This window comes from Psittacicella gerlachiana (genome assembly GCF_003585965.1).
GTDB lineage: Bacteria > Pseudomonadota > Gammaproteobacteria > Enterobacterales > Psittacicellaceae > Psittacicella > Psittacicella gerlachiana.
Map to the genome: position 1 here is coordinate 1 of NZ_NRJF01000165.1, position 12,246 is coordinate 12,246.

A 12,246-nucleotide genomic window follows, 5' to 3' on the forward strand; every position below is an offset into this window, starting at 1 on the left:
GGTAAAAACTTCCAACAAATAGTATTTGGAGATTTACCAGGCATTAAAGAGCTAACTACAAAAGAATTTAATATTGTAAACTGGAGCTTTATCATAGTTTCGGCAGTAAGTTTAATCATAACTATTTATGCTTACTTTTACTTATCTGATGTTGCCTTTTTAGAATTAAAAACCTTTTGGTTACCTCTTGTAGGCGTGTTATATGTCGTTCCAGTGATATACTTTTTAATGAAAAAAGAAAATTTAGATAAGAAGTTTTAAGAAAGGATACTTTTAATGTTGAAATTAATAGCTGTAAACTTAGCTCCAATCCTATTTGTAATGGTGCTATATTTAACGCTTTATACAGATCAAGCAGTGTTATATGCTGGGACAATCTATGTCCTTGTCGATATAAGTGTTTTTATCTTTAGATTAGCTTTAACCCCTGATATATGGCGTAGTCGAGTTATAGTTTTACAAAAAATTATTTATAACTCTTTAATGGGATTAAGTGCTTACGAAAATGATATTAAATACTTTGCGATAGGTCTTGTGGCATATCATGCTTTAATCGCTTTTGCATGTTGGTGGTTACAACGTAAAAACCAGTATTTTGTTGAACTTTATGAGACAAGATTTCTTGGTCCTATTTCAAGATTAGAGCAAATGGGTGTGATTATGTCTGGTGAGCATAGAAACTCATACATTAAGGCTGTAAATGAGTTGTACTTACGTAATATGTTCATTCTTACCTGTTTATATATTGTAATTCTTCCTGCAGTTAATTTAGAAACTGCAGGCTGGTATACTTTCTTAAGTTTTATTTGTATTGCAATTGTTAACTGGCTTTTAGTTTTAAACTTAACAGTAAGAGTTTTTAAATATTTTAGAAGCAATATAAATATTAAAGATTTCGAACTTAATGTAAAGAGAATGCAACAAACAATGGAAGATGGTGTAAATACGGATGAGATGAAAGAAAAATATACCGAAGTGGAAAATTTCTTAAAGCAATTCCAAGATCAGCAAACTCATGATAAAGAAAGTTTACCAAATGAAAAAAATGATCATGAGGAAGAAAATAAGTCTGACTCATCGAAAAAGCGCAGATAAGGTTTAACAGATTTCATTTGAGTAATTTAACTAAATTATAAAAGTCTTCCGAACTTTGATTAATAAAGTTCGGAAGACTTTTTGCCTATTCGTTTTTATCTAATCAGGTGTGCTTTTCTAAAATTACATAAAAAGGTATACTAAAATAGCAATGATAAACTTTGTCAGAATAAGTAAGTATTAACAATTAAACCAAGGATCATTTAGAAGACTAAATCCAAACCTATGTGGTATTATATTTAGTATTTAGAATTATTATTTTGGAGATAAATATGACGTTAAAGTATTATGTAATCTTCTCTACAGACCATGAGAATGTTCTCGAAAAAAGATTAGCTGCGAGACCTGCTCACCTAGCAAGACTAGAAGAATTAAAGAATCAAGGAAGATTACTTGTAGCTGGACCAAATCCAAAAACGGATGCCGATCCAAAAACTACTGGTTTTGCAGGTTCAACTGTGATTGCTCAATTTGCTTCATTAGAACAAGCTCAAGCTTGGGCTGATCAAGACCCATATTTAGAAGCTGGGGTTTATCAAAAAGTTGAAGTAAGACCTTATACTGTCGTTTTTGAAAAATAGTTAATTTTTAATCACTCTAATAAATATATTATCTATACATTATGTTATCTATACTTTTATCTACCTTATCAGGAATCATTTTCTGTATAGTTTACTTTATGTCTCCACGTGAAGTTGCTGCAGAATATTCAGCGATAGCATTAACTATAGCTTTAATCGTGGAAATAATTATTAAGAATTTTTGCATTAAAAAGTTATCTAAGTTTGCTTGGTTTATGTACTTTATCATCTTGTGCTTTACCATACCTTCAATTATTTTTAATGATATAAAGTACATCCAATTAAAGTTTTATCTTTTTAAAGTAATTTTTATTATTACGATAATAATTTTAATGCATAAGTTTAATATAAATCTTATGCAGAAAACTTTCTCATGGCTCATTAAAGGTGTAAGTGAGCAAGGATGGAAAGTAATTAATTATATTTTTGTTGTCTATCTTGTGATCTCTGTACTTGGAGCACTTTATTGTCAATTTGTAATTTCCCAAGAAGCTTGGGTACTCTTTAAAGGAGTTATATTACCGGTTATTGGCGTGATCGCAACCTTAATCATGATTGGCTATGGTTATTACGATCGTCTTCAAAATAAAAAACAAGATAAATAATAGTTTAAAGACAAAGCTTAATATCGCTATAGAGAAAAAGTAGATCGTAGTCTTGCGATCTACTTTTTTTTCCCTATATTGCTTGTTATGTTATAATCTTTTTTATGTTGCATTTGTTTGGCAACAAAGAATTATCGAATTTATTAACTGCTACTGATTGAATATTAGTCTATGGATAAAGTTTATACTCCTCATAATATTGAAAAAAGAATATACGAAGAATGGAAAAGTAAAGGCTTATTTAGAGCAACTTACGATCCAAATAAAGAGAATTTTAGTATAGTAATCCCTCCTCCAAATGTTACAGGGACCTTACATATGGGACATGCTTTCCAACATGTGCTTATGGATATACTTATCCGTTACAATCGTATGAAAGGACTTAACACTTTATGGCAACCTGGTACAGACCATGCTGGTATTGCTACCCAAATGGTGGTTGAGAGAAAACTTCAAGCTGAAGAAGGTAAAACTCGTAAAGACTATACGCGTGAAGAGTTTATTGAAAAAGTTTGGGAGTGGAAAAATTATTCAGGTGGCACCATAAACAGTCAAATAGAACGTTTAGGGGATTCAATTGATTGGGAACGTGATGCTTTTACCATGGATGAACCACGCTCAAAAGCAGTTAAAAAGGTATTTATCGACCTTTATAATGAAGGTAAAATCTATCGTGGTAAACGTCTAGTTAACTGGGATCCGAAATTTAAAACTGCAATTTCTGATTTAGAAGTAGAAAACAATCCGGTTAAGTCAAATCTTTGGCATTTTAGATACCAATTAACTGATGGGGCAAAAACTCACGATGGTAAAGATTATATTGTAATTGCTACTACTAGACCAGAAACCGTGTTTGGTGATACTGCGGTAGCTGTACATCCTGAAGATGAACGTTACAAAGATTTAGTTGGAAAATTTGTATATATTCCGGTAGTAGATCGTAAAATTCCTGTTATTGCTGATACCTATGTAGATAAAGAGTTTGGTACAGGAATTGTAAAAATTACTCCAGCTCATGACTTTAATGACTATGAAGTAGGAAAGAGAAATAATCTAGAGATGATTAATATTCTAGATGATTCTGCTAACCTTTTAGCTCAAACTCCGGTTTTAGATGTAAATGGACGTGAAACTGGTAAATTCTACCAATTACCTGAAGCTTATCAAGGTTTAGAAAGATTTGCAGCTCGTAAACAACTAGTACAAGACTTCGAGAATTGCGGTGCTTTAGATAAAATTGAACCTCATGATATGGTTGTGCCTTATGGTGATCGTAGTGGGGTTGTAATTGAGCCTTTCTTAACCGATCAATGGTATGTTGATACTAAAGAGATGGCTAAAGTATCTTTAGAAGTTGTTAAAGAAGGTAAAATCAGATTTGTTCCTGAACAGTATACTAACTGGTACAACAATTGGATGGAAAACATCCAAGACTGGTGTATTTCTCGTCAGCTTTGGTGGGGACATCGTATTCCAGCTTATTATGATGAGCAAGGAAATGTTTATGTTGGTGAGTCTGAACAAGAAGTAAGAGAAAAACATCAACTTGCATCTGAAGTAAAATTAGTTCAGGATGAAGATGTATTAGATACTTGGTTCTCTTCGGCATTATGGACTTTCTCAACTCTAGGATGGCCTGAAAAAACCAAAGAAATGGAGTTCTTCCATCCAACATCAGTATTAATTACAGGATTTGATATTATTAATTTCTGGGTTTCTCGTATGATCATGATGACAACCCACTTTATTAAAAATCCTGATGGTTCGCCACAAGTACCATTTAAAGATGTATATATTACCGGTCTAATTAATGACGAAGAAGGGAAAAAAATGTCAAAATCTAAAGGTAACGTTTTAGATCCTTTAGATATGATTGATGGTATTTCTCTTGAAGACCTAATAAAAAAACGTACATCAAATATGATGCAACCTCAATTAGCAGAGAAAATTGCTAAGAGCACAGCTAAAAAATTCCCTGAAGGAATTAAGCCTCATGGAACTGATGCTTTACGTTTTACCCTTGCTAATTTTGCTTCTTCTGGAAGAAATGTTAGTTGGGATATGAAACGTTTAGAGGGATATCGTAATTTCTGTAATAAATTATGGAATGCTTCACGTTTTGTCTTAATGCACTTAGAAGGTACTAATGTACAATTTAAGTTAGATGAGCAAACCTACCAAGAACATGCTAAACATTTTACGGTTGCGGAAAAGTATATTGAAAATGAATTAGCAAAAGTAATTGAAAAAGCTGAATTTGCTTTAGCAACTTATAGATTCGATCAATTTGCAAATCATTTATATGATTTTATTTGGAACACTTTCTGTAACTGGTATTTAGAATTTGCTAAAGTTAATTTAGCGAGTGAAAATCAAGAAGTTGTAAAAGCTACACAATATCAATTATTAAGAATTCTTGAAGCAACTTTAAGACTTAGTCATATTGTAATTCCATTTATTACTGAAGAAATTTGGCAAAACTTAAAACCATATTTACCTGAATTAGAAGGCTACATTATGGTACAAAGTTATCCAAAAGCTAGTGATTTTAATGTAGATGAGCAAGCTACAGTAGAAATCGAAAAAGCTCAAGAACTTATTACTTTAGTACGTGAATTACGTTCAGAAATGAATCTTTCACCAAGTAAAGTTTTAACAGCAAACTTAGTAGGAAATAATTTTAGCTTCCTTGAGTTTACATCTAATTTTGTAACAACTTTAGCTAAAATTAACCTAACTGTTAGTGATAAGAAATCAGATGAACTTGTAAGTAGTCGTCTTCTTGGCACAGATACAGTTGAGTTCTTATTAGCTGAAATTATTGATGTAGATAAAGAATTACAGAAATTACAACAAGAAATTAAAAAGTTAGATAGTGAAATTGCTCGTGTAGATGGCAAACTTTCTAATGCAAACTTTGTTGATAAGGCTCCTGCAGAACTAATTGCAAAAGAAACTGAAAAGCGTTTAGGTTTCTTAGAACAAAAAGAGCAAGTGCTGCAACAAATTAGTAAAATTGAGAAATTAAAAGCTTAATTTTTCAAAAAGGAGGTTTGAGTAACCTCCTTTTTTATCTTAATTTTGAGGTTAAATATGGCTGGTAATAGTATTGGTCAATTATTTCGTTTAACTACAGCTGGTGAAAGTCATGGTGTAGCTTTAGTGGGAATTCTTGATGGAGTTCCGCCTGGGATAGAGTTAACAGAAGAAGATTTTGTCTTTGATATGGATCGACGTAGACCTGGATCTAATCGTTTTACGACCCAAAGACAAGAAGAAGATAAAGTTAAAATCCTTTCTGGAGTTTTTGAAGGTAAAACTACCGGAACAAGCCTAGCTTTTATGGTGGAAAATACTGATCAACGTAGTAAAGATTATTCGGATATTGCGGATAAGTATCGCCCAGGACACGCTGACTTTACCTATGATAAAAAATATGGCTTTCGTGATTATCGCGGAGGTGGTAGATCATCAGCACGTGAAACTGCCATTCGTGTAGCAGCTGGAGTGATTGCTAAGAAAATTCTAAAAGAAAAGTATGGTACTGAAATAATCGGCTTTGTTTCGCAAATTGGTAAAATTAAAGCTGAATATGATTTACAAAACTTAGATCAAAACTTTATTAATAGTAATGATTTCTTTACGACCGAACAAAAATCGGTAGAGGAATTTGAAGAATTATTAAGAAGTATTAAAAAAGAACACGATTCAATTGGAGCTAAGGTAACTATTGTGGCAAATAATGTACCAGTAGGACTCGGAGATCCTGTGTTTGATCGTATAGATGCTGATATTGCTCATGCAATGATGGGGATCAATGCGGTCAAAGGAGTTGAAATTGGCTCTGGTTTTGCTTCGGTAGAACAAAAAGGATCGGAACACCGTGATCTAATTCGTAATACCGGTTTCCAAAGTAATAATGCTGGTGGGATTTTAGGAGGGATAACTACTAGCCAACAAGTAGTTATAAATATTGCTCTTAAACCAACTTCTTCAATTCAAATTCCAGGGGAAACTATCAATAGAGAGAATGAAAATGTTGAGATAATTACCAAAGGACGTCATGATCCTTGTGTTGGAATTCGTGCTGTACCTATTGCTGAAGCTATGTTAGCTTTAGTGTTAGTTGACCATCTGATGCGAGATCATGCACAAAATCATTTACTACCGAAAAAATATCATTCTTACTAAGATTTACGTTTCTGAGTGATATTTTTATTTATAAATAATCAAGATAAAGTATAATAAAACTAGATGTTTTTACATCGAAAAAATTTATAAAAGTTGAAAGCAAAGTGTAACTTTAGCTTTTTGTTCATAACTAAATTCAGTTAAAATAACCATGACTAATTCAAAACTAATCAAGGATTCTATTGCTTCAGTTCAAGATTTCCCAGTACCAGGTATTGTGTTTAGAGATATAACTACTTTAGTTGGTAATCCAGAAGCATTTAAAGAAACTATTGAAGCTTTTGTTGCACACTATAAAGATAAACAAATTACTAAAGTAATAGGTACAGAGTCACGTGGTTTTATTTTTGGTGCTCCTGTAGCTTTAGCTCTTGGTGTGCCTTTAGTGCTAGTTCGTAAACCAGGTAAATTACCTCGTGAAACGGTTAAAGTAGATTACTCATTAGAATATGGTAAAGATTCTCTTGAATTACAAAAAGATGATATTCAAGCAAATGATAATGTACTAGTAATAGATGACTTATTAGCAACAGGTGGTACTTTAGCAGCTACAGTAAAACTTGTTGAAAGTCTAAATGCTAAATGTAAGTATGCTGGTTTTGTAATTAACTTAAAAGATTTACCAGGTCAATCTAAATTAGAAGCTTTAGGTGTTGAAGTTTTTAGTTTAGTAGAATTTGAAGGTGAATAATGACTGAAAACTATACTGTTCTCGCCAGAAAGTATAGACCAAAAGAGTTCTCACAAGTTGTAGGACAAGAACATGTATTAGATGCTATGCGTAATAGTATCTTAAATAATAAATTACATTCAGTATATTTATTAAGTGGAACACGTGGAGTGGGTAAAACCACCATTGCAAGAATTTTCACTAAAGCAATGAATTGTGAAAACTTTGCTCAAAAACGTGAACCATGCGGTTATTGTGTCTCTTGTAAAAGTATAGATGATGGAGCATCTCCTGATTTATTAGAAGTCGACGCTGCCTCAAGAACTAAAGTTGAAGAAACTCGAGATCTAATCGAAAGTATTCAGTATGCTCCTCTTTTAAGCAAATATAAAGTTTTTATTATTGATGAAGTGCATATGTTAACTGTTTCCAGTTTCAATGCACTTTTAAAAACTTTAGAAGAGCCACCAGAGTATGCAAAATTTATACTCTGTACAACCGATCCGCAAAAAATTCCAGCAACTGTTTTATCTCGTTGTCTACACTTTCATTTAAAACCATTTACCGAAGAGCAAATAGCTAATCAACTAAAATTTGTTTTAAATAATGAACAGATTAAATTTGAAAATAAAGCTGTACAAGCTTTAGCTTTAGCTGCAAATGGCTCAATGCGTGATTGTTTATCCTTAACCGATCAAGCAATTGCTATTGGAAATCAAGAGGTTTCAAGCAAAAGTGTATACCAAATGCTCGGGTTAGTTGATGATACCTTACCTACTGATCTTGTAATTGCGATTTTAAGAGGACAAAAATATGAAGTTCTCAACATTTTACAAAAAATAAATCGTGAACAAGTCGATTGGAGTTCGGTAGTTCAACAAGTATTAAATATAATCTATCAAGCTTCTCTTCTCCCATTTTTATCTGCAGATGAATATCAAGATCATGGGATAAATAATGATGATTTAATTGCAGAGTTTAAGCGAGAAAACTTTGGGATCTTTGATGTAGAAAAAACTCAAGTTATATATGAAGTTTTTACCCATGCTTTAGATATGCTCAAAGTTACAGCGACCCCTTATCAAGTAGTACAACTAGCTTGTATTCGTGCTTTAGCTTTTGGTATAGAGCAAGGAAACATTGCGGTTTTGAAGTTTAGCCAAACTACACCTAATTTATCTTCAAATAAAGTTATAAAACCTAGCTTTAAGACAACAAAAATAAACCCTTATAAAAAAGTTAATTCTACTATAGATGATCTTAGTGAATTTTCTCTTACCAAAAATCAGCAACGTTTTGCTAAGGCTGAAAGTGGAGTATATGGTAAAGAGCAGGTAGAAAAAGCTATGTCAGGAATGGTAGTTTATGAAGATGCTAATGCCAATTCTGATCAGAAAAAGTCTTTATCTGCTTTACCTGAAAGCATTCGTAATGCTTTGGTTATAAGACCTCCACGTAAACGTAAAGTTGTCGAAGAAAAAGCAGAAGGTAAAGTTGAAGATCTTCCTGGAATAAAAGACAGTTTAATACCTAATTTACATGACCAAGGTACTGTTGAAGAAACTAAAGAAGTACAAGAAGTAAGTTTAACTTCAATTTCTTCTGTTCCTAGTAGTTTGGCTACAACAGAACCTCAAGATTCTCAAGCTATAGTCAATGAAGTTAAAGACTTTATTCCTCAAGATCTAATCAATCAGTTACTTGCTAATGATCAGGAACAAACTAGTCAGGTAGATGCGATAAAAGAAAAAGAGATAGTTAAAGTGAACCACTTAACTATGTCCAGCGATGAAATCGCAATGTTACAAGAAGCGGTTGATCTCACCATAGATCCTGATGAAGTAAAAATCTCTCTTAGTAAAGCTGATAATATTAAAGATGTTAATTTGCTTGGAGCATACAAAACCAAAGAAGTTTTTCTTAAGTATGCTCAAGAATATATCGAAAAATTATATTTAAGTGATAATGTAGTTGATGCCTTATTTGCTTATTGCATCAAAGAAAATCATTTGCTTGAGAAATTATTTTATGGAGAATGGGATTTTCTTTCTCCTGAAACTTTACATCAAGAAACTCTGATTACTATTGCTGAGAATCAAGAATTACAACGCATTTTTGCATTAAATTTAAGTAAAAATTTATTACTATTTGTGGCAACTCAAGATTGTTCACTAACTGATAGTAATACCCCAACCTTTCTTATAGATTTAAAAGGTAATCAAGATCTTGAAGAGATCTTTAATCGTGAATATCGTGATCTTCTCTTAAGCTCTTTAAATAATCAAGGAGTAGAGTTAACCACGATTAAAAGTAATGATTTTAAACCTTTTAATATCATGCAAAGTATTTTTAATCTTGTTGAACAAAATATAGATATGATTCACCAAGAACAAATCAAAACTCTTTCAATTTTTAATAACTAACTTAGGCATTTTAGATTTATGTCTAATGATAAAATTATTTCAGATTTAATTAATAAATTTGCTAAATTACCTACAATAGGCAGAAAGTCTAGTACCAAGATAATATATAGCCTTTTACAGCAGGAAGATCGCAGTCAAATTATAAATTTGGCTAATGCCTTGCAACACGCAGCTCAAACGGTACAACATTGTCGCTGTTGCAATACTTTAACTGAAAATGATTTTTGTGCAATTTGTCAAAATGGACAAAGATTAGCAACAAAAAAAGCAATTATCGTTTCAAGTCCTTTAGATATTGAAAATATCGAAGCATTTGCTGTTTATGATGGTATTTATTTTGTCTTAAATGATTTAATTACTCCTCTTGAAGGCATAGGTCCTGAACAAGCGGGGATACCTTTATTTATTAATTTTCTCAAAACTCAACAAATTAAAGAAGTTATTATTGCTCTTAGTACTTCAGCTGAGGGAGATGCAACTTCACAATTTATACAAGATATATGTTATAGATTAAATATAGATTGTTATAAATTTGCTACAGGATTACCTTCGGGGGTTAATTTAAGTAATGTCGATGCAAATACAGTTTTTAACTCATTTTTGAATCGGACAAGAATTAACTTCGATAAAGATTAACAGAAAACTTTTAACATGGATTATGTAGATCAAGATCAACAATTTTTGGAGTTATGCCAAAAAACAGAGGTAACGGTTCTTTCAATCTTTATTGAATTCCAAGATTCTATCAAAGAATACGGAGACCGAGTTAATATTAATTTGTTTGTAGATCAGCGTAATGCCTTACTCTTTTTAATCTTAAAAGAACTAGATAATAGTGGAGTACAAATTGACTTTACGACTATTTCTACTAAAGTGCGTGAAAATAACTTAGAAGAAGATCTACCAACTGAGTATTTAGAACAGTTTTTTCATAATACAAATCCTGAAATCAATGTTCGATTCTATATAGATAGGCTTGTTAAATACGCACAGCAACGTGAAATTTCAGATGTTGGCGTAGAGTTATTTAATAAAGTTAGAAGTCATAATCCTAATATAGCTGCTATTATTGCCGAAGCTCAAGATAAATTGAATAAAGTAGCTTCTTCAGAACAAGATTTTAAATTATCAGATTTAAAAGCAGCAAAAATTCTAACCGAAGCTATAGAAAATCTAAGAGCAAGATCTAAAAAAGATGGCGAAGATAAAGCTGGAGGGATATCTTCAGGGTTTCCAACCGTCGATGCTGTAACTAATGGTTTAAAGCCGGGGGAATTAATTATTATTGCAGGACGTCCCGCTTCTGGTAAATCTACATTTGCCATGAATATTTGTGAAAATGTAGGTTATAAGAATAAATCTACTAAACCTGTAGTTGTATTTACCCTTGAGATGCCAGCCGAACAGGTGATGTACCGATCTCTCTGTGCTTTAGCCACAGTACCACAAAGTAATGTACAAAAAGCCACAGTTACTCCTGATGAATATGCCCGTTTATACTCTACAGCAACTACGATTACAGATTCGACCAATGTGTATATAGATGACACTTCTTATGGTTTAACTATAGAAAAGGTAAGAAGTAGAGCAAGAGCAATAGCGCAAAATCATGCAGATCCTGAAACCGGAACTCCGCAAATGGGATTAATTATGATTGACTATTTGCAATTATTAGAGTCGGAACAAAATTTCCGTGAACGTCATTTACTCATTGCTCATATTGCTAAAAGTCTTAAAGCCTTAGCTCGTGAACTCAAGTGTCCGGTGTTAGCCTTATCGCAATTAAACCGTAATGTTGATACCCGAGGACCTGACTCACGTCCAACCAATGCTGACTTACGTGAATCTGGAGCTATTGAGCAGGACGCTGATATTGTAATCATGGTACACCGTCCTGAAACTAATGCTCCAGCTGAGAAAAAGGATGAACTAAAAGGAAAGGCTGAAATTATTATTACAAAAAACCGACAAGGGGAAATTGGAACTATCCATTGTAAATTCCAAGGTATGTACTCTCGCTTTGTCGATGATAATGAATCTTCATTCCGTGCAGGTTAATTATATGCAAACCAAGCCCGCAATTTTTTTACAAAACCTATTTAAAGATGCTGGTGTTACTATTTGTTTAAACTTAGAGCGTAAACATAATATTTTAGTGCATCAAGCAATAAACAGTTTGATCTCGCATTTGCATTACAAAATAGGGATGGAAAATTATTGGAATAGTTATTTCTATACAAATCGCTGGTGGGCAAAATCTCATGTTTATGAACCTCAAGCAGAACCTCAGCAATCGCTGAGGTTCTTTAGTGGTAATAGACCCTTAAAAACAACTATTAATCACGCTCAAGAGAATTTGCTTTATAAAGCAATGCTACCACCAGCAGAAACTAAAGAACTCCTAGAAGAATATGAAGAGAAGCAACAAAGACTTGATAAACAAGTCGGCTTTAATTCTCTTTTATATTGGTCAAATAGTTATCTCACCTTTTATAAAACTTATTTAAGTAGTAATAGTACTTATATAGAAAGTTATTTTAATCCGGGAGCTGAGTTTTCCGTAACTAAACTTAAGCAAGAGATTAATGACAATTATTTACTTCTCACACCTAGAACTAATTTTATCTATAGTAGTCAATTACATACCTCTCTTGGCTATTTATATAAAAAAGAATATTTAG

General features: G+C 32.4%; 11 protein-coding genes. All 11 read left to right on the forward strand.

What is annotated here, in order from left to right:
• A partial coding sequence (locus CKF59_RS07900) for a hypothetical protein (RefSeq protein WP_222985615.1) occupies positions 1-261 on the forward strand: 261 nt, incomplete at its 5' end.
• 15 nt (positions 262-276) lie between these two features.
• Positions 277-1,095, forward strand: a complete 819-nt coding sequence (locus CKF59_RS05540; RefSeq protein WP_119534967.1) for a hypothetical protein — start codon at positions 277-279, stop codon at positions 1,093-1,095.
• A 272-nt stretch (positions 1,096-1,367) separates the two neighbouring features.
• A complete protein-coding gene (locus CKF59_RS05545) occupies positions 1,368-1,676 on the forward strand; it encodes a YciI family protein (RefSeq protein WP_119534968.1) in 309 nt (102 codons plus the stop codon).
• A 98-nt stretch (positions 1,677-1,774) separates the two neighbouring features.
• The gene (locus tag CKF59_RS05550; protein ID WP_245959279.1) at positions 1,775-2,281 is read left to right on the forward strand and encodes a septation protein IspZ; all 507 of its coding nucleotides are present in this window, start codon (positions 1,775-1,777) and stop codon (positions 2,279-2,281) included.
• A gap of 171 nt (positions 2,282-2,452) precedes the next feature.
• Positions 2,453-5,317 carry a valine--tRNA ligase gene (locus CKF59_RS05555; protein WP_119534970.1) on the forward strand — a complete coding sequence of 955 codons (2,865 nt, stop codon included), beginning with the start codon at positions 2,453-2,455 and terminating at the stop codon, positions 5,315-5,317.
• Positions 5,318-5,374: 57 nt separating this feature from the next.
• On the forward strand, positions 5,375-6,472 hold the full coding sequence (aroC, locus tag CKF59_RS05560; protein ID WP_119534971.1) for a chorismate synthase: 1,098 nt from the start codon (positions 5,375-5,377) through the stop codon (positions 6,470-6,472).
• 151 nt (positions 6,473-6,623) lie between these two features.
• The gene (gene apt / locus CKF59_RS05565; RefSeq protein WP_119534972.1) at positions 6,624-7,163 is read left to right on the forward strand and encodes an adenine phosphoribosyltransferase; all 540 of its coding nucleotides are present in this window, start codon (positions 6,624-6,626) and stop codon (positions 7,161-7,163) included.
• Positions 7,163-9,565, forward strand: a complete 2,403-nt coding sequence (gene dnaX / locus CKF59_RS05570; protein WP_119534973.1) for a DNA polymerase III subunit gamma/tau — start codon at positions 7,163-7,165, stop codon at positions 9,563-9,565. The genes apt and dnaX overlap by 1 nt, the downstream gene beginning before the upstream one ends.
• An 18-nt stretch (positions 9,566-9,583) precedes the next feature.
• Positions 9,584-10,201, forward strand: coding sequence for a recombination mediator RecR (gene recR / locus CKF59_RS05575; protein WP_119534974.1), 618 nt, complete (start codon positions 9,584-9,586; stop codon positions 10,199-10,201).
• A gap of 15 nt (positions 10,202-10,216) precedes the next feature.
• Positions 10,217-11,623: a replicative DNA helicase gene (locus tag CKF59_RS05580; RefSeq protein ID WP_119534975.1), complete on the forward strand. Its 1,407-nt coding sequence runs from the start codon at positions 10,217-10,219 to the stop codon at positions 11,621-11,623.
• Between the two features lie 4 nt (positions 11,624-11,627).
• Positions 11,628-12,246: hypothetical protein (locus CKF59_RS05585; RefSeq protein WP_147397132.1), on the forward strand; the 619-nt coding region annotated here is incomplete at its 3' end.

Excerpts from the sequence above, each read along its gene's own strand:
- CKF59_RS05540 (WP_119534967.1), top strand. The coding sequence starts at position 277 with ATGTTGAAATTAATAGCTGTAAACTTAGCTCCAATCCTATTTGTAATG.
- CKF59_RS05545 (WP_119534968.1), top strand. The coding sequence starts at position 1,368 with ATGACGTTAAAGTATTATGTAATCTTCTCTACAGACCATGAGAATGTT.
- CKF59_RS05550 (WP_245959279.1), top strand. The coding sequence starts at position 1,775 with ATGTCTCCACGTGAAGTTGCTGCAGAATATTCAGCGATAGCATTAACT.
- CKF59_RS05555 (WP_119534970.1), top strand. The coding sequence starts at position 2,453 with ATGGATAAAGTTTATACTCCTCATAATATTGAAAAAAGAATATACGAA.
- aroC (WP_119534971.1), top strand. The coding sequence starts at position 5,375 with ATGGCTGGTAATAGTATTGGTCAATTATTTCGTTTAACTACAGCTGGT.
- apt (WP_119534972.1), top strand. The coding sequence starts at position 6,624 with ATGACTAATTCAAAACTAATCAAGGATTCTATTGCTTCAGTTCAAGAT.
- dnaX (WP_119534973.1), top strand. The coding sequence starts at position 7,163 with ATGACTGAAAACTATACTGTTCTCGCCAGAAAGTATAGACCAAAAGAG.
- recR (WP_119534974.1), top strand. The coding sequence starts at position 9,584 with ATGTCTAATGATAAAATTATTTCAGATTTAATTAATAAATTTGCTAAA.
- CKF59_RS05580 (WP_119534975.1), top strand. The coding sequence starts at position 10,217 with ATGGATTATGTAGATCAAGATCAACAATTTTTGGAGTTATGCCAAAAA.